General features: G+C 63.3%; 17 protein-coding genes and 1 riboswitch. Of the genes, 10 read left to right on the top strand and 7 right to left on the bottom strand.

Annotated elements, in window-relative coordinates; genetic code table 11:
• Positions 1-246 precede the first annotated feature (246 nt).
• The 4 genes from M729_RS0130900 (at position 247) to M729_RS0130885 (ending at position 4,139) form a co-directional block, all read left to right on the top strand.
• Positions 247-936 (top strand): SDR family NAD(P)-dependent oxidoreductase, encoded by a 690-nt coding sequence (locus M729_RS0130900; RefSeq protein ID WP_027163859.1) that lies wholly within the window; start codon positions 247-249, stop codon positions 934-936.
• Between the two features lie 205 nt (positions 937-1,141).
• Positions 1,142-1,981, top strand: a complete 840-nt coding sequence (locus tag M729_RS0130895; RefSeq protein WP_050596388.1) for a transporter substrate-binding domain-containing protein — start codon at positions 1,142-1,144, stop codon at positions 1,979-1,981.
• A gap of 2 nt (positions 1,982-1,983) precedes the next feature.
• Entirely contained in the window at positions 1,984-3,345 is a 1,362-nt protein-coding gene (locus M729_RS0130890; RefSeq protein WP_027163857.1) for a cation:dicarboxylase symporter family transporter, read from the top strand.
• Complete coding sequence (locus M729_RS0130885) at positions 3,342-4,139, top strand: amino acid racemase (RefSeq protein ID WP_027163856.1); 798 nt, start codon at positions 3,342-3,344, stop codon at positions 4,137-4,139. Before M729_RS0130890 ends, M729_RS0130885 begins: the two co-directional genes overlap by 4 nt.
• A gap of 6 nt (positions 4,140-4,145) precedes the next feature.
• Here M729_RS0130885 and M729_RS0130880 read toward each other — a convergent pair whose 3' ends face one another.
• Complete coding sequence (locus tag M729_RS0130880; RefSeq protein ID WP_013532930.1) at positions 4,146-5,501, bottom strand: glutamine synthetase family protein; 1,356 nt, start codon at positions 5,499-5,501, stop codon at positions 4,146-4,148.
• Positions 5,502-5,984: 483 nt separating this feature from the next.
• On the opposite strand from M729_RS0130880, the gene ftsZ reads away from it, so the two are divergent.
• Entirely contained in the window at positions 5,985-7,019 is a 1,035-nt protein-coding gene (ftsZ, locus tag M729_RS0130875) for a cell division protein FtsZ (RefSeq protein WP_013532929.1), read from the top strand.
• A 57-nt stretch (positions 7,020-7,076) separates the two neighbouring features.
• Here ftsZ and fba read toward each other — a convergent pair whose 3' ends face one another.
• From fba to M729_RS0130860, 3 genes are all read right to left on the bottom strand, one after another.
• A complete protein-coding gene (gene fba / locus M729_RS0130870) occupies positions 7,077-8,141 on the bottom strand; it encodes a class II fructose-bisphosphate aldolase (RefSeq protein ID WP_013532928.1) in 1,065 nt (354 codons plus the stop codon).
• 164 nt (positions 8,142-8,305) lie between these two features.
• Positions 8,306-8,779: a 6,7-dimethyl-8-ribityllumazine synthase gene (locus M729_RS0130865; protein WP_027163855.1), complete on the bottom strand. Its 474-nt coding sequence runs from the start codon at positions 8,777-8,779 to the stop codon at positions 8,306-8,308.
• 77 nt (positions 8,780-8,856) lie between these two features.
• Positions 8,857-9,071: riboswitch (FMN riboswitch) on the bottom strand.
• 66 nt (positions 9,072-9,137) lie between these two features.
• Entirely contained in the window at positions 9,138-10,307 is a 1,170-nt protein-coding gene (locus M729_RS0130860; RefSeq protein ID WP_027163854.1) for an MFS transporter, read from the bottom strand.
• Between the two features lie 49 nt (positions 10,308-10,356).
• Between M729_RS0130860 and M729_RS0130855 the strand changes: the two genes are divergently transcribed.
• On the top strand, positions 10,357-10,896 hold the full coding sequence (locus M729_RS0130855; RefSeq protein ID WP_013532925.1) for an Lrp/AsnC family transcriptional regulator: 540 nt from the start codon (positions 10,357-10,359) through the stop codon (positions 10,894-10,896).
• Positions 10,897-10,906: 10 nt separating this feature from the next.
• Here the strand turns inward: M729_RS0130855 and mtnA are convergent, their stop codons facing one another.
• Both mtnA and mtnK read right to left on the bottom strand, forming a co-directional pair.
• Entirely contained in the window at positions 10,907-12,001 is a 1,095-nt protein-coding gene (gene mtnA / locus M729_RS0130850; RefSeq protein ID WP_027163853.1) for an S-methyl-5-thioribose-1-phosphate isomerase, read from the bottom strand.
• Entirely contained in the window at positions 11,998-13,272 is a 1,275-nt protein-coding gene (gene mtnK, locus M729_RS0130845) for an S-methyl-5-thioribose kinase (protein WP_027163852.1), read from the bottom strand. The genes mtnA and mtnK overlap by 4 nt, the downstream gene beginning before the upstream one ends.
• A 135-nt stretch (positions 13,273-13,407) precedes the next feature.
• Here mtnK and M729_RS0130840 point away from each other — a divergent pair, with 135 nt between their 5' ends.
• From M729_RS0130840 to M729_RS0130825, 4 genes are all read left to right on the top strand, one after another.
• The gene (locus M729_RS0130840) at positions 13,408-14,919 is read left to right on the top strand and encodes a sugar ABC transporter ATP-binding protein (protein ID WP_027163851.1); all 1,512 of its coding nucleotides are present in this window, start codon (positions 13,408-13,410) and stop codon (positions 14,917-14,919) included.
• Between the two features lie 79 nt (positions 14,920-14,998).
• Positions 14,999-15,994 carry an ABC transporter permease gene (locus M729_RS0130835; RefSeq protein ID WP_027163850.1) on the top strand — a complete coding sequence of 332 codons (996 nt, stop codon included), beginning with the start codon at positions 14,999-15,001 and terminating at the stop codon, positions 15,992-15,994.
• Between the two features lie 51 nt (positions 15,995-16,045).
• Positions 16,046-17,098 carry a substrate-binding domain-containing protein gene (locus M729_RS0130830; protein WP_023808755.1) on the top strand — a complete coding sequence of 351 codons (1,053 nt, stop codon included), beginning with the start codon at positions 16,046-16,048 and terminating at the stop codon, positions 17,096-17,098.
• A 101-nt stretch (positions 17,099-17,199) separates the two neighbouring features.
• Positions 17,200-18,045: an acyl-CoA thioester hydrolase/BAAT C-terminal domain-containing protein gene (locus tag M729_RS0130825; protein WP_027163849.1), complete on the top strand. Its 846-nt coding sequence runs from the start codon at positions 17,200-17,202 to the stop codon at positions 18,043-18,045.
• A 53-nt stretch (positions 18,046-18,098) separates the two neighbouring features.
• Here the strand turns inward: M729_RS0130825 and M729_RS0130820 are convergent, their stop codons facing one another.
• Positions 18,099-20,153 (bottom strand): bifunctional aldolase/short-chain dehydrogenase, encoded by a 2,055-nt coding sequence (locus M729_RS0130820; RefSeq protein ID WP_027163848.1) that lies wholly within the window; start codon positions 20,151-20,153, stop codon positions 18,099-18,101.
• Positions 20,154-20,206: the final 53 nt, after the last annotated feature.

The following is a 20,206-nucleotide window of genomic DNA, read 5'->3' as shown; positions in this document are numbered from 1 at the left end:
ATCGGTCGGATGAATCCGGTTGGCGGGCAAGGTCCAAGCCTTGCCACTGTCGAAGTGGCGGTCTCGGTGCTGAAGACCGAACGGCCTTCGTAGCGCCACAGGCGATGCTGGACCGCGCAACGTCGGTTCTGCAGCCGTCTGGCTCAACAACCGCCGAGATGCCACCTCTTGCCTGTCAGCCCCGAAGGCGCGACCTTGCCTGATCTGGCGAACGCTTCCGCCGAAATCCGCAAGGAGTGAAAAATCATGGCATCCGATGTGGCCGTCATTGCAGGCGCCGGCGCTGGTCTGAGCGCCTCGCTTGCGCGCCTTCTCACCCGGGAAGGCTTTCGCGTGGTTCTGGCCGCCCGCAATGTCGAGAAGCTCAGCGCTCTGACCGACGAAACCGGGGCGCTGGCCGTCGAGACGGATGTTGCCGACGTTGCGTCCGTCGCCAGCCTGTTCGACACCGCAGACAAGGCCGGCCCGCTGGCGCTTGCAGTGTTCAACGCCAGCGCGCGCACCCGCGGACCGATCGCCGAGCTCGATGCCGAAGCGGTCAAGCAGGCATTGCTGGTCGGCGCCTATGGCGGCTTCCTGGTCGGCCAGCAGGCGGCGCGCCGGCTGCTGGCGCGGGGTTCCGGATCGATCCTGTTCACCGGCGCCACCGCCAGCGTGAAGGGATTTCCCGGCTCAGCCGGCTTCGCCATGCCGAAATTCGGCCTGCGCGGCCTGGCGCAGTCCATGGCCCGCGAGCTCGCTCCGCAGAACATCCACGTCGCCCACTTCATCATCGACGGCCAGATCGAGCCGCCCGGACAGGTGGCCGATCCCGGCCGGCCGGACCGCCGTCTATCGCCGGACGCCATCGCCGAGGCCTATCTTACAATCCATCGCCAGCATCGCAGCGCCTGGAGCTCGGAGCTTGAGCTGCGGCCCTGGGCAGAGACGTTTTGACAGTGCAGCTGATCGCCTAGGGGCAACTGATCGCCTGGCGGGAAGTAACGCGATCCTTCCGCCATTCCTTTTACATTAGGTGATACTAATATTTTGTGGCGCTGAGCTGCTTATCCAATACATAAAAAAGCGCAGTGTAATATATACGTTTGTTTAACGTCGGTTGTGCATCTTGCTGGCTTTCCCGGTCTAATTGAGAACGCGTATGCCGGTTACACGTCGTACACTGCTTGCGGCCGGGAGCGGCGGGTTGCTGATCTCGCAAGCCCAGGCGGCCAACACTCCAGGACAGCAGGCGGAGAACGCCCCAAAGCCGATCGCGAGCGGCGATGCCTTGCGCATCGCAATGCCGGTCTTCGCTTCCAATCCGTTCTTCCCGGCCGACGGATCCGGGGACAATGGCATAGACATGGAACTGGCCCACGGCATCGCCGCGGCGCTTGGCGTCGAGCCGGTGTTCGACCGATCCGCCGCAACGTTCGACGATATCGTCAGACAGGTCAGTTCCGGACAGGCCGACATGGCGATTGGCAAGCTCAGCAGGACGCTTCAGCGCGGCCGGTCGATCATCTATTCCCGCCCCTACGCCATGCTGCGGCAAGGGCTGATCGCCAACCGCCTCAACCTGGCGCGTATCGCGCAAGGCAAGCCGCCAGAACAGATTGTCCGTGATTTCTCAGGCGATCTCGGCGTGATCGAGGGCTCTTCCTTCGCCACTTATGCGGCCACGACTTTCCCACATGCGCAAATCCATCGCTTGGCAAGCTGGGATCTGATCATCGATGCGATCCGAAACGGGACGATCGACATGGCCTATCGCGATGATTTCGAGATCAAGAAGCTGATGGTCGACGATCCGTCGATGACAGTCGTAGCGCGCTCCATCACGCTGACCGACAAGGTCGATACGATCGCAGTCGGCGTGCGGCCGGACAATCCGCATCTCGCGGCCTTTGTCGATCTGTATCTCGACCTCGCGCGGGGTCAGCAGATTCTCAACACAGACGAGATCATCGCCCGCTATCGCCTGGGGAGCAAAGCCTGACAATGGCCATCTCCGACGCAGCCGGACCCCTGCCTTTCGATTGGCGCCTCGCGGCAAGGCGTATCTTGCGATCGCCGGTGACGACGATTGCGATGATTGCTGCAGGAATCCTGTGCGGCCTCTACTATCCAGACTTTGCCCATGCGATCAGCCCTGTCGCACAACTCTACCTGAATTTCCTCAAGATGGTCGTCCTGCCCTATTTGGTCTCGTCGGTCATCTTCTCCATCACGGCGATGGTCCAGGACCCGAAATCGGTCCGCTACCTCGGTAAGGTGGGTATGGCCGTGCTGGTCGTGTCGTTCCTGGCCGTGCTGGTGAGCGGCACCTTGTCGCTGATCCTGCAGCCGGGCCAGATCGAGAATCCCCAGTCGCGCATCGAGCTTGGCGAGTTCATCAATTCGCAAGGCAGCGTGTCCACCGATCTCGCCTTCCCGTTCCAGCCGCCGCCCTCCAATGGGGATCCCAGCGGCGGGCATTCGATCCTGCTCGACCTGGTGCCGAACAACGTCTTCAATGCGCTGGCCTCGGGACAGACCATCCAGGTTCTGCTGTTCTGCCTGCTTTTCGGGCTCGCGATGGGGAAGATTCCCCAGCCCTCGTCCATGAGCCTGACGCAGGCGCTCAACGCGGTCTACAGGGCCTGTACGGTGCTGACCAACTGGTTCATCTGGGGGTTGCCCTTTGCAACCTTCATCCTGATCGCGGACCAGACCGCGTCGACCGGAACCAAGCCGCTCACGCTGATGGGCGGTTACCTGCTGGTGATGGGTCTTTCCTGCCTCATATTCGTTGCCGGCGCCTTTGCCATTATCGCCATCCGGTCGCGACGAAGCTACTGGACGACGATCAAGACCTGCCAGCCCCTTCTCATGGTGGCCATCACCACACGCTCTACGGTCGCCTCGCTGCCATGGGTCATCAACCTATTGAGCGAGCGCCTGCGGTTCAGCCTGGTGGTCGTGGAACTGCTGGTGCCGCTGCAGGCGGCTTTGCTGCGTACAGGCCCGGCGCTGCTCTACACTTCGGGTGCGCTGTTCATCGCCCAGCTCTACGGCCATCCGCTTGCAGTCCCCGACCTCGTGCTCGTCGGCATCATCTCGGCGCTTCTCGCCCTCACCACCGGCGGCATGGGCAGCCTGCTCATCCTGTCGCAGATGTCCATCGTCTGCGGCTACCTGAAGCTTCCCTTCGAGGCGGCGTTCGCCCTGTTCGTCGCGGTGGATGCGGCCGTGGACACGTTCATGACGCTGGCCAGCGTCTGCACCGTCGCAGCGAGCACGGCAATGATCGCTCCCAGCCACAGGGAGGCGACACAGCCTGAAACCGTCTCGGAACAGCTCGAAGCCGAGCCCGCCGGATGATCGACGACACCATCCGTCCCCAGCTCGGCATTATCGGCGGCCTGGGGCCGCTTGCATCGGCTGACTTCTACTTCAAATTGACCCGGATGACCCAGGCGTTCAGAGACAACGAACATGTGCCTGCCGTGATCCTCAGCATACCGCAGCTGCCCGACAGGACCGAAGCCATCCTTGCCGGCCATGACGGCCCGCTGGCGCCTTTGAAAGCGGCGGTCGCGACGCTCAATGCGCTCGGCGTCGCCTGCGTCGCGATGCCGTGCAACACCGCCCATCATTGGTACGACCAACTGGCGGCGAATTCGCGCGCGGAAATCATCCATATCGGCGACGCCGTGGTGGCGGAGACGCGTCGTAGCCTGGAGCGGGGCCGGGTTGCTGTTCTCGCCACCCAGGGCACGCTGGTCTCCGGCTTCTATCAGGACAGGATGTCGGCGGCGGGATTTGAGCTCTGCCTTCCCGCGAACACCGAATTTCAGGCGTGCGCCGACAGCGCGATCAGCCTCGTCAAGGCGGGTTCGATCGCGGATGCGGCGGTTGAAACCGAGCGCGCGCTCGACATCGCGCAAGCGACCGGCGCCGATGCCGCCCTGCTCGGCTGCACCGAACTGTCGGTGGTGGCCGCCAGCCTCAACGACGTGAATGGATTGCTCGTCATCGACAGCAATGCGGCCCTGGCGCGAGCCTGCCTGACGCGATTAGGGTTCGGTACGCAGGAAGCCCGAGGGCTGCCGACCGTATCGCGACCGCCAGGACATGATTGGCCGATGCGCGGCAGCTTGGCCGTACTGGCGTAACCCGATCTAGACGCTCTCGAGGTATGTCTCGATCTCGAAATCGCTGACATTGAGCGCAAACGTGTTCAGCTCCTGGCGTTTGCAGGCCACAAAGGAGTCGCGCAGGATGGCTGGAAAAATCTCCGCCACATGCGTCCCGCTCTCGAAGGCGGCGATCGCGGATGCCCAGTCCGGCGGCAGCTTTGCCGGCGGAAGTCCCTGGCCGTCTGTGCCGATCGGATCACCCGGCGACAACTGTCTTTCGATGCCGGTCAGCGCGGCGCCCAATATGGCCGCAAGCACCAGATAGGGGTTGGCGTCGGCTCCCGATACGCGGTGCTCGATACGGCGAGCAGCGGTCGGCCCGCCCGGAATGCGGATCGCGACCATGCGATTCTCATAGCCCCAGGCGACCGCGGTTGGCGCATAGGATCTTGGGCGCAGCCTGCGGTACGAATTGAAGTGCGGCGCGAATACCAGCGTGCTCTCGGCCATTGCCGCAAGCAGGCCACCGACTGCATGGCGCATGGTCTCCGAGCCCTGGTCGGTGCCGTCGTCGAAGACGTTGCGCCCTTCACCGTCGACCAGGCTGAAATGAACGTGAAAGCCGTTGCCCGCCCGGTCGCCATAGGGCTTGGCCATGAAGCAGGCGGCAAAGCCGTGCTTGCGGGCAATGCCCTTCACCGTGCGCTTGAACAGCACCGCATCGTCAGCCGCCCGCAACGCGTCCGCGACATGGTTCAGATTGATCTCGAACTGACCGACGCCGTTTTCGGCGATGGCCGTGTCGACGGGAATGCCTTGCGTCCGGCAAGCCTCGTAGACGTCATGGATGAAGGATTCGAAATCGTCGATTTCGTCGATCGACAGCGCCGCGTCGGAATCGAGCCGGCGTCCGGTCACCGGCGAGACAGGGCCGACCGGCCGCTGCGATTGCGGATCGACGAGGTAGAATTCGAGTTCCGTTGCCGCGACCGGGGTCAGGCCCAGGGCCTTGTAACGATCGAGGATGCGGGCCAGCGCCCGTCGCGGGTCGCCGAGATAGGGCGCGCCGCTTTCGTCGGCAAGCCACAGCGGGACAAGTGCCGTCGGATGCGCCGTCCAGGCCACCGGCAGAATGCCGCGCCCGGTCCACTGGCACAGTCCATCGGCATCGCCGGTCGAGAAAACCAGGCTGTTGCCTTCGATGTCTTCGCCCCAGACATCCAGTCCGATCAGCGAAAAAGGCATGCGCAGCTTGCCTTCCAGCGCCTTTCTTGCCTGCTCGACGGGAATGCGCTTGCCGCGCATGATGCCGTTGAGGTCGCACACCGCCGCCCTCAGGCTCTGGATGTCGGTTCTGCTTTCAAGCCAGTTCAAAACGTCCGCAATTGCATCGCTCAATTTAAAACCTCTGGTTTTCGAAGGTGCCGCAGCCTGACCGGCCGCACGTCCCTGGTAAAAATAGCTGGTGAGTTTTAGGAAAACAGACGTGGCTGTCGCCAAGCGCTTTTCCTTATTTTTTCAAGTCACTAGCTGGTATGTCGGGAGGCATTTCAAAACCAATTGCGCGATCTGCGATCGCAACATAGAGGTTGGAGGGCGGAATGCCAAGCACGAGCCGGTAAACCAGCGCGCAGCCGCTATCGGCGGGAGCGGCGAGCTCGCTGCGGTAAGATCTTGCGCACGCAGCGCCCGAGCCACGCTGTGCAAAACGGTCATCACAAATCTTGACCTCGCATGCACTTGCACCTCTGGCCGCTGTCTGGCTTTTTGGGGTACCCATCGCAACGGACTGATTCGCGTCATGCCGCTCGATTGCAATATGCCCAAGGCAGTCTGCGGGTGGGTCGTGAAGCGCGCGCAATTGACGAAGGAGAAACAGGCATGGCCGAGTTCAAGAAGCCCGAAATCTCCGAGATGAGACCCAAGATCACCGTTATCGGCGTCGGCGGCGGCGGCGGCAATGCCGTCAACAACATGATCGCCGAGCAGCTTCAGGGTACCGAATTCATCGCCGCCAACACCGACGCGCAGGCGCTGACCATGTCCAAGGCGACGCGGCTGATCCAGCTTGGCGCTCATGTCACCGAAGGGCTGGGCGCCGGATCGCTTCCCGAGATCGGTCGCGCCGCGGCCGAGGAATCGCTCGACGAGATCATGGACCATCTGGCCGGCACGCATATGTGTTTCGTCACCGCCGGAATGGGCGGCGGCACGGGAACCGGTGCGGCTCCAATCATCGCCCAGGCGGCGCGCAAAGCCGGCATCCTGACGGTTGGCGTCGTCACGAAGCCGTTCACCTTTGAAGGCCGGCGCCGCATGCAGATGGCCGAAGAAGGCATCGAGCGGCTGCGCGAGAGCGCCGACACGGTGATCGTCATCCCGAACCAGAACCTGTTCAGGATCGCCGATGCCAAGACCACCTTCGCCGATGCGTTCGTCATTGCCGACCGGGTGCTCTATGCCGGCGTCAGCTGCATCACCGATCTCATCGTCAAGGAAGGCCTGATCAATCTCGACTTCGCCGATGTCAAATCCGTGATGCGCGACATGGGCCGCGCCATGATGGGCACCGGTGAGGCTTCCGGTGAAGGCCGCGCGATGAAGGCGGCCGAAGCCGCGATCGCCAACCCGCTGCTCGACGAAGTGTCGATGAAAGGCGCCAAGGGCGTGCTGGTCTCGATATCGGGCGGCAGGGACATGACCCTGTTTGAAGTCGACGAGGCCGCCACCCGCATTCGCGAAGAGGTCTACGAGGATGCCGACATCATCGTTGGCGCCATCTTCGACAAGGGCATGGAAGGCCGCTTCAGGGTCTCGGTCGTGGCGACGGGCCTCGACCGTGCTTTTGGCGCCGAGGATGCCGACGCCGGCATCGCGCGCGACCACGCCGGTCAGCCGGCGCGGACGCTTCAATAGTGTTCGGTAAACGGGCAGGGCGCTGCCGCGCTCCTGCCCTCGATACCAGCGTTCAGCTCAGCCGAACTTCGGGTCCAGACTGCCCGACTTGTAGCGCTTGGCCATTTCGGCGACCGGCAGCGGCTTGATCTTCTGCGCGTTGCCGGCGGTGCCGAACTGTTCGAAGCGCTCCTTGCAGAGCTTGCGCATGGCGGCCATGGCCGGTGTCAGATACTTGCGCGGGTCGAACTCGCTCGGGTTCTCGGTCAGCACCTTGCGGATGGCGCCGGTCAGCGCCATGCGGTTGTCGGTGTCGATGTTGATCTTGCGCACGCCGTGCTTGATGCCGCGCTGGATCTCCTCGACCGGCACGCCCCAGGTCGGCTTCATCTGGCCGCCATATTTATTGATGATCTCCTGCAGATCCTCGGGCACCGAGGACGAGCCGTGCATGACCAGGTGCATGTTCGGCAGGCGGCGGTGGATCTCCTCGATGACGTTCATGGCCAGCACCGCGCCGTCCGGCTTGCGCGAGAATTTGTAGGCGCCATGGCTGGTGCCCATGGCAACCGCCAGCGCATCGACATGGGTGTCTTTGACGAACTCGACCGCCTGTTCGGGATCGGTCAAAAGCTGGTCGTGGCTGATCGCCCCTTCGACGCCGTGGCCGTCTTCCTGCTCGCCGCCGCCGCTCTCGAGCGAGCCGAGCACGCCGATCTCGCCTTCGACGGACACGCCGCCCCAATGCGCCATGTCGACGACGCGCTTGGTGATGCCGGAATTGTAGGCGTAGTCGGCCGGCGTCTTGCCGTCTTCCTTCAGCGATCCGTCCATCATGACGGAGGTGAAGCCGTACTGGATCGCGGTGACGCAGGTGGCTTCGTTGTTGCCATGGTCGAGATGCATGCAGACCGGAATGTCGGGATGGATTTCGACCAGCGCGTCGATCAGCTTGGCCAGCACCACGTCATTGGCATAGGCGCGCGCGCCGCGGCTAGCCTGCAGGATGACCGGCGACTTGGTCTCCTCGGCGGCCTCCATGATGGCGAGGCCCTGTTCCATGTTGTTCATGTTGAAAGCGGGCACGCCGTAGCCGTATTCGGCGGCGTGGTCGAGCAATTGTCTCAGTGTTATGCGAGCCACCCAATAGTCTCCCGTATCTGGTTTCAAGCGCAACGTCGCGGGCCGGCCGGTTTGCCGGTCGGCCCTTGATGCTTCTGGCGGGATTTCAAGGGAACCGCAACCTTCGGAGCGCTTATCGATCGCAATTCTTGTTGCAGGGTTGAAATCCGGCCAGTTTGACGACCTCAGGCCGCGATCAGGTCCCGCGCCGCCAGGAGTTGCACGCAGGCGTTCGCCGCTTCCTTGCCCTTGACGGTGAAGTGCTCGAAGAAGAAGCGGTGGTGCTCGGCGCTGTCGTGGTAGTTGTGCGGGGTGAGCACCGCCGACAGCACCGGCACGCCGGTCGACAGCTGCACGTTCATCATGCCGTCGATGACGGCACTTGCGACGAACTCATGCCGGTAGATGCCGCCATTGACGACAAAGGCTGTGCCGAGGATCGCGGCATAACGGCCGGTCCCGGCCAGGGTCTTGGCATGCAGGGGGATCTCATAGGCGCCGGGCACATCGAAGATGTCGACGGTGAAGCGCTCGCCTCCCAGAGAGGCCAGTTCCGTCTCGAACGCCAGTACGCACTGGTCGACGATATCGGCATGCCAGCGCGCGCGGATAACGGCGATGCGGGTCGTTTCGTAGTCTTTATGGGAATGCTGATTCATGGGTCCATCCTTCCGTTTCGAACCAGAATCAGGACGCACGATACGGATTAAGCCCGCGAAAAGCGGGCCGGCTTCCGTTTCGTCCTCTTCCATCCGGACTGTAACCGTCGGCTCCGGAATCACACCGGATCTGCTGACCTTTCCACTAGAGCGCCACGCGTCCCTTGGACGCGTAAAGGACGCTCTAGCACTTAAGAATCCACGCATTGATGCGTGGACCGGAAAGCGCTCGCGGGCTTGGGTAGAAACCCTTACCGCCGGTGGGGACTTTCACCCCGCCCTGAGAACATTAACGGCTTTGTATGAAAGGGCAGGACGCTGCTGTCAACCGTGAGAAGGTTGGGCCAAGTCCGTTCGACTACCGCGTGCGCCACGCCGCCGCCGATGCGGCGATCAGCATGAGCAGTGCTGCAACCATCACGCAGACAGCAAAGCCGAAGTTGGAATAAAGCGGCCCGAAGCTGGTGGTGCCGACAAAGACCGCGAGGTAAGTCACCGCACTGTTCAGCCCCATGATCGTGCCGCGCCGCGACGGATCGAGCGCCGACAGGCGCATCACCAGGACATTCAGGCCGAAATGGTTGGCCAGTCCCCAGATTGCCACCATGGTCAGGGTCAGCCCGAAACTGTCGCTCGTCGCCGCCATCGCGACGTAGACGACGGCGACAAGAAGATAGGCAAACGGCATGACGCGCCGCGCACCCAGTCTGTCGATGATGCCGTCGAGCAGAGCAGCCGTCCCGAAGCCTATGCCGTAGGCAAGCGCCGCCAGGCCATTGGCGCTCACCGGCTGTCCAAGCCCGACATGAAGATGGTCGCCGAGATAGCCATAGACGCCGTAGAACGAAGTCATGAAGGCCGCGCACGCGACCAGCAGCGGCAGGATTCCGGGAATGCCGAGCGCTTCCAGCGGGGCGGGCGCCGGTCCGGCCTTCCTGGTGTCGCTGAGCGACGTCGCTGTCAGCCCCATCCATGCAAGGGCCGCAAGCACCGCGACCGCTGCGAAAACGGCGCGCCAATGCACCAGATCGGCAAGCACGGCCGAAAGCGAAACGCCGGCAACCATGCTGAGTGTCCATCCGGTCAGCACGACGCCGATCGTGCCGCTCTCCCTGCCCGGAGGAGCGATGGCCGCCGCGCTGGCATAGATCGCCGGCATGGCGACGCCGGCGGCGATGCCGGCCAGCAGCTGTGCGGCGACCAGCATGATCACCGTGGGTGCCGCGGCGCTGGCGACCAGCGCCAGTGCCAACAGCAGCAGTGCGCCCTGCAGCATTCTGCGAGCACCGAGCCGGTCGATGTAGCGCGCCAGGAACAGCGCGCTGGCAGAGGTGCCGAGGCCGAACGCGGCCGCCGCAATCATCACGGCCGGCACGCTGGTTCCGAACGACGAGGCGACAGCCGGTGCAATCGGACCCAGCACCAGCGAGTTCGAGCCGATGACCGCGATGCAGCCCGTCAACAGATAGGCAAGCGCCGGGATCGGGGCTCGGGCAGTCAATGGTGCAAGTTGATCAATGTTCGACATATCGGCATAATGGCCGTATTATATTCAGCGGAGAACCAGGAATTTCGCCATGGATGAAGAAACAGATGGCATTCTGCAGAACAGGCCGGCGGCCCGCGATCTCGACGCGATAGACCGAAGAATATTAGGTGTCCTGGTCGATGATGCCACGATCAGCTACGCCGAACTCGGCGATCGCGTCGGCTTGTCGCCACCGGCAGCGCATGAGCGGGTCAAACGGCTCCGGCGCAGCGGCGCCATCCGCAACACGGTCACCATCATCGATCCCCGGGCGGTGAAAAAGCCTTTGCTCGCCTTTGTCCATATCGACACCAGGGGCTGGGGAAAGACGCCGGAACTGATGGCGGTCTCGCAATATCCCGAAGTGGAGGAAATCCATACCGTCGCCGGCGACACCTGCATGCTGCTGAAGGTCCGCACCGAAGACACCAGGGCCCTCGAAGGCCTTTTGGCGCGCCTCTACGAAACGCCGGGCGTCACCTCGACGCGCAGCTATGTGGTGCTCTCGACCTATCTGGAGCGGCCGGTGCAGCCGGGTATCACCGAGACTTGGCCGACACCCAAGCACATGGCCGAGCCTCTGTACTAGAAGCGAGCGGCTACGCCCGCTCGGGAAACATCTGCTTCAGGCCCTCGCGCGAGGCCTTGGCGACACCGCGCTCGGTGATCAGGCCGGTCACCAGCCGCGCCGGCGTCACGTCGAAGGCCGGGTTGGCCGCCGGCGTCGTCTCAGGCGAAATGCGCACCTGGGCAATCTCGCCGGCGGCGGTCTTGCCCCAGACCAGCGAGACCTCGTCGGCCGAGCGTTGCTCGATCGGGATCTCGGCCAGACCGTCATGCACCGTCCAATCGATGGTCGGCGACGGCAATGCGACATAGAACGGCACGTCATTGTCGGCGGCGGCGAGCGCCTTGAGATAGGTGCCGATCTTGTTGCAGACATCGCCGTCGGCCGTGGTGCGGTCGGTACCGACGATGACCATGTCGATTGCGCCGCGCTGCATCAGATGGCCGCCGGCATTGTCGACGATCAGCGTGTGCGGCACGCCGTGCCCGGCCATCTCCCAGGCGGTCAGCTGGGCGCCCTGGTTGCGCGGCCGCGTCTCGTCGACATAGACATGGACCGGAATGCCGGCTTCTGTGGCCAGGTAGATCGGCGCGGTCGCCGTGCCGTAATCGACCGTCGCCAGCCAGCCGGCGTTGCAATGGGTCAGGATGTTGACCGGCTCGCGCTTCTGCTTGCGCGCCGCGATCGCCTTGATGATGGTGAGACCGTTCTCGCCGATGGCGCGGTTGAGGCCGACATCTTCGTCGGCGATCTCACTGGCCCGCCGATAGGCGGCTGCAGCGCGTTGTTCGGTAGGCAAAGGCCGCAGGAAGCGCCGCATTTCGTCCAGCGCCCAGCGCAGATTGATCGCGGTCGGCCGCGTCTCGTGCAGGGTCTCCCACACCGCGTCGAGCGCTGCATCCGACGCATCGTCGGCCATCTGCATGGCGACGCCATAGGCAGCGGTGACGCCGATCAGCGGCGCGCCGCGCACCCACATGTCGCGGATGGCGGTGGCGATGCCGGCAACCGTGCCGATCCTCTCGATGCGGAAATCATGCGGCAGCCAGCGCTGGTCGATGATATCGACCGAACGCCCGTCGTCGCTCAGCCAGATGGTGCGATAGTGGCGGTCGCCGACGTTCAAATGCTGCTCTCCTGTTCGATCAGCGCGGCCAGTTGGTTGACCTCGTCGATGCTGTGGATCTGGCGCCGGTTGACGGCGAGGTGGCGGCCGAATTTCAGCGCCTTTGCTTCACAACTGGCGCGCAGATCCTCGTCGGCAATGGTCTCGAAATCGGCATTGTGAGCGAGACCGAGGATGCGCCGGTGCACTTCGACGCCGGCAAAGCCTAGCAGATCGGTCCAGATCTGGTGCAGCACATGGTCGAGCGCCTGCTCTGAGGCAAGGATGTCGCCCTGATCCTCGAACAGGCTCTTTTGGTAGAGCATGCCGGTGCGCTCGCTGCGCCATAGATGCGAAAACTCGGCGCGGAACACCGACCAGGTCTCGACCGTCACACCGAGCAGATAGGCGCGCATGGCGTCGCGCTTGCCCTTCTGTTCGTGGCCGCGTTGCGAGAAGAAGGACATCCAGAAATTGGCAAGCAGCATGCCGACGTCGAAAGCCATCGGGCCGTAGAAGGCGAACTCCGGGTCGATCATCCGGGTCTCCGTGTCGGTGACCATGATCGAACCGGAATGCAGGTCGCCATGCAGCAGCGTTTCGGCATTGGCGGCGAAGATGTGCTTCAGCCGCTGCGCCTCGACCTTGAGGTCGCGGTCGGCGCGCAGTTCGGCGACCAGGCCGTCGAGCTGCGGCGAGGTGTGCCGGTTCATCTTGGCATCGAAATAGGGATCGGAGAACACCAGGTTTTCGGTGATGTCGCAAAGCTCGGCATTGTCGGCGAACAGCGCCAGATCGGCCTTGCGATCCTTGGCGGCCATATGCAGGTCGGAGCCGCGAAACAGCGTGCGGGCCATGAACAGGCCTATATCCCGGGCGATGTTCGGCAGTTGGCGGCCGTCGATCAGGGCACGGCGCAGGATGATATGCGGCGGCGCAAGATATTCCATGATGATCAGCGCCTGACCTTCATCGAAATAATGGATCGCCGGCACCGAGCCCGGCGCGCGCGCCTCTTGCCTGGTCAGCGCGTGATATTCGAAGAAGGAGCGCTTCAACGGCAGCGGCCAGCTGTCGCCGACCAGGCGGACATAGGGCAGGGCCTGCTTGACCACGGCCGCACCGCTGGCGCCCTCGACGATGAACACCAGGTTGAGATTGCCGTCGCCGACCTCGCGGACCTTCCAGGCGCCGGTGTCCTTGCCGATCTTCGCGCACAGCGCCTCGTTGCCGCCAAGGCGTGCAGCCAGGGTTTCGACCGACAGGGCTTCGAACGGCAATTCTTCAGTCATCGTTATCCTCCCGCATATGCGCTTCCAACATAACGGAGGCGTGGCGGCCGGGCCAAGCTAGGAAGCGATCTGGCAATTGTCAATCGTGTTGACAATTGCCGATACAGCCCATAGCGTCATGTCAGGGAGGAACGCATGGTCGGCAATGCCGTGTTCCGCGTAGAGGGACTGAGGAAATCCTTTGGCCATAACGAGGTGCTTGGCGGCGTCTCGCTGGAACTGTATGCCGGTGAAGTGACCGTGCTGATGGGCGCCAACGGCGCCGGCAAATCCACCCTCGTCAAGATCATCTCTGGTGTCTACGAACGCGGCGGCGGGACGATGGTGCTCGCCGACCAGGATTTCGCGCCGAAAACCCCGGCCGAGGCGATCCGCGCCGGCGTCGTCACCGTGCACCAGAACATCAATGACGGTGTCGTTGCCGATCTCGACGTCGCCACCAACCTGACGCTGGACCGGCTGAGCGGCAGCGGTGCGCCGACCCTGTTCAATCCAATGCGCGTGCGGCGAGAGGCCAAGGCGGTTGCCGACCGCATGGGGCTGGCCGTCGATTTGAAGGCGCGGGTGAGTGATCTTTCGCTGGCCGATCGCCAGATGGTGGCGATTGCCCGCGCGCTGGCGCACAAGCCGAAAGTGCTGATCCTCGACGAGCCGACCTCATCGCTCTCCAGCGCCGAGGCTGATCGGCTGTTTGCCCTGATCGACAGGCTGCGCGAGCAAGGCGTGGCCATCCTCTACATCTCGCACCGTATGTCGGACATAAGGCGGCTGGCCGACCGCATCGTATCGATGCGGGACGGGATCATCTCAGGCATTTTCGACAAGAAACCGCTCGACTATGAAGGCGCGGTCAACGCCATGCTCGGCCGCAAGATCCATCTCGACCGGATTGTTGTCAGGGATTCAGCCAATGCCGTCTTCAAGATAGACGGTCTGCGCATCGCACAAGGCGCGCGGCCGATCTCGCTGACGCTCGGCGACGGTGAGGTCGTTGCCATCACCGGCCTCGTCGGCGTCGGCAAGACGGCGCTTGCCGAGACGCTGTTTGGCGTGCGCCAGCCGCTGGCCGGCACAATGACGCTGAACGGCAGGCCTTATGCGCCTGAAACAGCCGGCGAGGCGATCGCCGCCGGCGTGTTCCTCGTTGCCAAGGACCGCGGCGAGAACGGCATCGTCGGCGGCTTCAACATCCAGGAAAATATCAGCCTGCCGTTTCACAAGCGCATGTCACGTTTCGCTGTTCTCAAGCGCCGTCTGGAACGCGCCACGGCGCGCCGGCAGATCGAGGAGCTGGGCATCGTCTGCCGCTCCGAGAAGGACGAGATGTCGGAGCTCTCCGGCGGCAACCAGCAGAAGGTGATGGTCGCCCGCTGGATGGCCCAGCATGCGAGACTGTTCATTCTGGACGAGCCGTTTCAGGGCGTCGATATTTCCGCCCGGCGCGACATCGCCGCCAAGCTCAGGGCCAGTGCAAACGGACGCGCCACGCTGCTGTTCGTCACCGAACTCGACGAGGCGCTGGAGACCGCCGATCGCATCCTGGTCATGTCGGAACAGACCATCGTCGGCGAGCACCGCAATGCCGATGTCGATCTCGACCGCCTGTTGGCCGAGGTCGCCGGCGGGCCGCTGCACAGTGCCGCCTGAGCACGGGCGTTAGGAATGGGAATGGAGAGAGCATGGGTTCGGATTGGCTAAAAACGGCAGCAGCGCGCGGGAGCGCCGAATGACATTACGCGACCACGCCATCCGCTACGGATTCATCGTGCTCTTGTTCGGGCTCGTCGCCTATTTCTCGACCGCCGCCGACGGTTTCGTTTCGCCGCAAAGTGCGGTTTTCATCTTCCAGTCGGTCGCCATCACCGGCGTGCTGGCGCTCGGCGTCACCGCCACGCTGGTCGTCGGAGGTTTTGATCTGTCGATCGGCTCGGTCGCCACCTCAGCCATGATGGCGGCCGCCTATGTCATGGTGGTGCTGGAGCAGAACGCCCTTGTCGCGGTCGTCGTCTGCCTGCTCATTGGCGCCATCGTCGGCCTGATCAATGGCTGGCTGATCGTCTACATGCGTGTGCCCGATCTGCTGGCGACGCTCGGCATGATGTTCCTGCTCGTCGGCCTGCAGCGCATTCCAACCGAAGGCCGCTCGATCGCCACCGGCATGACCATGCCGGACGGTTCGGTCGCCAACGGCAAATTCTCCGATGCCTTCCTGGCGCTCGGCCGCCACCGCTTCGACTTCTTCATCCCGAACCTCATTCCAGTGTCGGTGGTGGTGCTGCTCGTGCTCGCCGTGCTGATCTGGTTCTTCCTCGAATACACACGTTTCGGCCGCATGATGTATGCCGTCGGCAGCAATGAGCGCGCCGCCGAACTCGCCGGTGCGCCTGTCAAGGCATACAAGATCTGGGCTTACGTCATTTCAGGTGTTTTTGCCTCGATCGGCGGCATTTTGCTCGCTGCCCGGCTTGGACGCGGCGACATCGCCTCGGGTAATAATCTGCTGCTCGATGCGGTTGCCGCGGCGCTGATCGGCTACGCGGTGCTGGGTGCCGCCAAGCCGAATGCGTTCGGCACAGCCATCGGCGCGCTGTTCGTCGGCATCTTGCTGCAAGGCCTGACGATGATGAACGCGCCTTACTACACGCAGGATTTCATCAAGGGCGTGGTTCTGGTCGTCGCCCTTGTCTTCACCTTTGCGCTTTCGGGCAGGGGCAGGAGATAGCTTTCGACCGGAACAGGATTTTCGAGTTCAACAAGAGTGGAGGAAAACAAAGTGAGCATTACAAGAAGACTTCTGGGGAAGGTGGCGCTCGGATTGGCCGGCGCAACCATGCTGATGCAGGTCCCGGCTTTTGCCGCGGACAAGCCGGCGCCCTTCGACAAGCCCGGCGTCAAGATCGCGCTGGTGCGCTATCTCTCGACCGGCGACTTCTTCCAGGCCTATCTCTCGGGCGTCGAGGCGCAGTCGAAGGCGCTCGGCATCGACCTGCGCGTCCTCGACAGCCGCCAGGATGCGGCTCTTCAGTCCGACATGGTCGATCAGGCCATCGCGCTCGGCGTGCAGGGTATCATCATCCAGCACGGCCTGACCGAATCGATGAAGGACGCCGCGCAGCGTGCGGTCGACGCCGGCATCAAGGTTGTGGCCTTCGACGTCAATGTCGAAAACCCCAAGATCCCGCAGATCGAACAGTCCGATCGCGACCTGGCCCGCCTCGCGCTCGAGCAGGCGGTCAAGGACAATGGCGAAAGCTGGAATGCCGGCTATGTCTATGTCGCCGGCATCGCGCCGCTCGACCGCCGCAACGAGACCTGGGTTGACGTCAAGAAGAAATATGCCGGCATCAAGGAAGTCGCGATGTTCGGCACGCTCGACAATCCGATCGCCAACTCCGTCGCCAACCAGGCGCGTTCGGTGCTGACGGCGCATCCCGACATCAAGGTGATGTTCGCTCCCTATGACGAATTCGCCAAGGGCGTGAAGATCGCTGTCGACGAAGCGGGCTTGAACAAGGGCATCAAGATCTATTCGGCCGACATTTCGACCTCGGACATCGCTGCGATGCGCGAGCCCGACAGCGCCTGGGCCGCGACCGCCGCGACCAACCCGGCCGTCGTCGGCCAGGTCTCGGTGCGTGCGCTGGCGCAGCTGCTGGCCGGTGAAGATCCGGGCCACAACGTCGTCGTGCCGCCGACACTGATCACCCAGAAGGACCTCATCGACAAGGACATCAAGAACATGGAGGACCTGTCGGCCAAGCTGCCGCAGTTCGCCCACGCCGATGTCGCGATGCCGGCCTGGATGCCGAACCCGAACGCCAAGTAACTTTCGCAATCGAAGGCCGCCTGCAGCCGCTTGCTGCAGGCGGCCTTTTTGCCGAATATCTGCAGCCGGCGCCAGGCTCCGGCCCAAGGTTCGGTGCGTATATGGAAGCTCAGGCGGCAATCGAGGAGAACCTGTCCGGCGCCGTCGCCGGAACCTTGTTTCGACGCCCGCAGGCCACCACGGGTGTCGTGGTGTTGGGTGGGTCGAGTGGCCGCGTCGATGTTGGGCGCGCACGGCTCTTTGCAAACGAGGGCTCGTCGGCTTTGGCCCTGCAATGGTTCGGCGGTGAGGGCCAGCCTCCCGGAATATGCGAAATTCCCCTCGAAACCTTCTTCACGGCAACCGATTGTCTCCTTGAAACAGGATGCCACCGCATCGTCTATGTCGGCACATCCAAGGGTGCCGAGGCCTCACTGCTTGCGGCGGTCCATGACCCGCGCATCGACGCTGTGGTCGCCATCAGCCCGTCATCGGTGATTTGGGGAAATATTGGTGCTGGCCCGGATGGCGTCAGTTGGCCTGAACGATCCTCATGGTCGCTCGACGGAATCCCCCTGCCGTTTGTGCCGACGGATCCAAACTGGACACCAGAATACGTGGATGGCTTGGTATCCTACAGGGGACTCTTCGAACATTGCTTGAAAACCTTCAGGCAGGAAGCGGCTGCGGCGACCATTCCCGTTGAGACCGCATCGGCCGAGATCCTGCTGGTCGCAGGCGGCGACGATGCGCTGTGGCCCTCCCTATGGTTCGCGACAGAAATTGTTCGGCGGCGCAGCGAAGCAGGCAAGATCACACGTCTCGTGTCATCGCCGGATGCGGGGCATCGCATTCTCTTGCCTGGCGAGAACACACCACGCTCGACATTGCATGCACATGGCGGCAATGACGAGGCCGAATCACGGTTGGGCAGAATGGCGTGGGAAGGCATCCGAGAACTGCTGTAGCTGCAGATCCCGAATACCTTCGCCTGTTTTGCGTCAGTCTCGGCCGGTTTTCCCTACCGCATCGCTGCCGCGATATTGCCGCCGTCGACGGTCGTCACGTCGGCGGTGGTGCGGTCGGCCAGCGCGTGATGCAGGAAGGCCTGCGCCACGTCCTGCGCCGTCACTTCCTGGCCGAGCAGATTGCCGGACATGTAGTCCTTCTCCGACACGCCGCGCGCGCCTGAGCGGCTGGCAATCATGGCGTCGGTCAAAAGGCCCGAGCGGATACGGTCGGCGTTGACGGCGTTCGAGCGGATGCCATGCGCGCCATAGTCGAGCGCGTACTGCCTGGACAGGAACAGCGTCGCCGCCTTCGGCACGCCATAGGCGCCGAACTTCGGGCCGGGGTTGACGGCCTGCTTGGAGGTGTTGAACAGAAGCACGCCGCCGGTGCCCTGCTCGAGCATGATGCGCACGGCATTCTGCGCCACCGATTGGTGGGCGAAGAAATTGAGCTCGAAACTCTTGCGCAAAAGTGCATCGTCGAGCTCGCCGATGCGGCCTTCCCAGGCGGCGCCGGCATTGGAAACCAGGATGTCGACACCGCCGAACACGGCGACCGCTTTGTCGAAGGCGGCACGCACCTGTGCCGGGTCGGTGATGTCTGCGGCGACGCCGATCGAATTGTTGCCGGCTTTCTTCGCTGCATCGGCGGCTTTTTCGGCGTCGAGATCGACGACGACGGCATGGGCGCCATTGTCGGCGAACAGCTTTGCCGTCGCTGCACCGATCGCGCCGGCACCGCCGGTGATCAGCACCACCTGGCCGGTCAGCGGCTTCGGCTTGTTGGAGGCGAGCTTGGCCTGTTCCAGCGACCAGTATTCGAGCGGGAACAGGTCGGCCTTGGAAAGCGGATGGAACCGGCCGACGGCCTCGGCGCCACGCACTGCCTCGATCCACATCTCACCGACATCCGACGCGATCTTCGCGTCCTTCAGGGTGCGGCCGTGGCCGAACATGCCGAGGCCGGGCACCAGCGTCAGCCGCGGCATCTGGTCAAGCATGGTGCGCTTGACGTCGTCGAGCGCATCATTGGTTTCGAAATAGGCGCGATAATCCTTGGCGAACGCGTCGACATGGCTCTTGATCACCGCCTTGTAGTCGCCGGCCTTGTCCGCGTCGGGCGCCGGCAGCGCCATCGGCCCGGTCTTGATGCGGATCGACAGATCGGGCGTCGAGACGCCGCGCCCGGCATAATCGGCGATCTCGGCTGAATTGATGAAATCGACAATTGCCGGCGAAGTGCGGAAATCGCTGACCATTCGGTCGAAGCGGCCTTCGCCGCGCGCTACCGCCACCGCGCCGCGCAGCATCGGCGCGATCGACGCCGGCGTCGCGAGCTTTGCCGGCAAGGCTGCCTTTGCCGCCTTCGGCTTGCCGCTTGCGGCAATATAGTCCTCGGCGACGTTCACATAATGGATCATCCGGTCGTAGGCCTGCTTCGCATCGTCGCCGAAGGTGAAGATGCCATGCTTGTCGAGGATCAGGCCCTCGACGTCAGGATCGGCGTCGAAGATGTCGGCAGCCGCCTTGGCGAGGTCGAAGCCGGGCATGATGTAAGGCACGTAACCCATCTTGCTGCCGAAAACCGTCTTCACCAGCGGCTTGGAGTCCTCCTGGTCGACGATGGCGAGAATGGCGGTCGAGTGCGTGTGGTCGACGAATTTGTGCGGCAGGAAGGCATGCAGCAACGTCTCGACCGACGGGTTGGGCGAGGACGGATCGATGAGGTTGACGCGTTGCAGGGCAACCATGTCCTCGTCGGCCAGCCTGTTCAGCGCGCGCGCCTTGAGCAGCGGCTTGAGCTTGACCGCCGGCAGGCCTTGCGGCTCGATGACGCCCATGTCCCAGCCGCTGCCCTTGACGCACAGCACGTCCCACTGGTCGCCGACAAGGTCGGTTGCCGTCGTCTTGCAAGAGGTGTTGCCGCCGCCATGCAGGACCAGCCGTGGTTCGCCGCCGAGCAGCCGGGTCGTGTAGACGCGCAGCGCCAGATCGCGGCCGACACCCTTTTTCGCGTAGTCTGCGACGAGTTTTTCGGCGGCTTCGTCATTCCACAAATTCTTCATGTTCGCTTCGTCCGGTTGTTTGTCTTTGATGGTGAAACAGGAATGCCGCGACG

This window comes from Mesorhizobium sp. WSM1293 (assembly GCF_000513875.1).
Taxonomy (GTDB): domain Bacteria; phylum Pseudomonadota; class Alphaproteobacteria; order Rhizobiales; family Rhizobiaceae; genus Mesorhizobium; species Mesorhizobium ciceri.
The sequence above is the reverse complement of the archived record's forward strand: the minus strand, read 5'-3'. Positions and strand labels throughout refer to the sequence as shown.

Excerpts from the sequence above, each read along its gene's own strand:
- M729_RS0130900 (WP_027163859.1), top strand. The coding sequence starts at position 247 with ATGGCATCCGATGTGGCCGTCATTGCAGGCGCCGGCGCTGGTCTGAGC.
- M729_RS0130895 (WP_050596388.1), top strand. The coding sequence starts at position 1,142 with ATGCCGGTTACACGTCGTACACTGCTTGCGGCCGGGAGCGGCGGGTTG.
- M729_RS0130890 (WP_027163857.1), top strand. The coding sequence starts at position 1,984 with ATGGCCATCTCCGACGCAGCCGGACCCCTGCCTTTCGATTGGCGCCTC.
- M729_RS0130885 (WP_027163856.1), top strand. The coding sequence starts at position 3,342 with ATGATCGACGACACCATCCGTCCCCAGCTCGGCATTATCGGCGGCCTG.
- ftsZ (WP_013532929.1), top strand. The coding sequence starts at position 5,985 with ATGGCCGAGTTCAAGAAGCCCGAAATCTCCGAGATGAGACCCAAGATC.
- M729_RS0130865 (WP_027163855.1), bottom strand. The coding sequence starts at position 8,779 with ATGAATCAGCATTCCCATAAAGACTACGAAACGACCCGCATCGCCGTT.
- M729_RS0130860 (WP_027163854.1), bottom strand. The coding sequence starts at position 10,307 with ATGTCGAACATTGATCAACTTGCACCATTGACTGCCCGAGCCCCGATC.
- M729_RS0130855 (WP_013532925.1), top strand. The coding sequence starts at position 10,357 with ATGGATGAAGAAACAGATGGCATTCTGCAGAACAGGCCGGCGGCCCGC.
- mtnK (WP_027163852.1), bottom strand. The coding sequence starts at position 13,272 with ATGACTGAAGAATTGCCGTTCGAAGCCCTGTCGGTCGAAACCCTGGCT.
- M729_RS0130840 (WP_027163851.1), top strand. The coding sequence starts at position 13,408 with ATGGTCGGCAATGCCGTGTTCCGCGTAGAGGGACTGAGGAAATCCTTT.
- M729_RS0130835 (WP_027163850.1), top strand. The coding sequence starts at position 14,999 with ATGACATTACGCGACCACGCCATCCGCTACGGATTCATCGTGCTCTTG.
- M729_RS0130825 (WP_027163849.1), top strand. The coding sequence starts at position 17,200 with ATGGAAGCTCAGGCGGCAATCGAGGAGAACCTGTCCGGCGCCGTCGCC.
- M729_RS0130820 (WP_027163848.1), bottom strand. The coding sequence starts at position 20,153 with ATGAAGAATTTGTGGAATGACGAAGCCGCCGAAAAACTCGTCGCAGAC.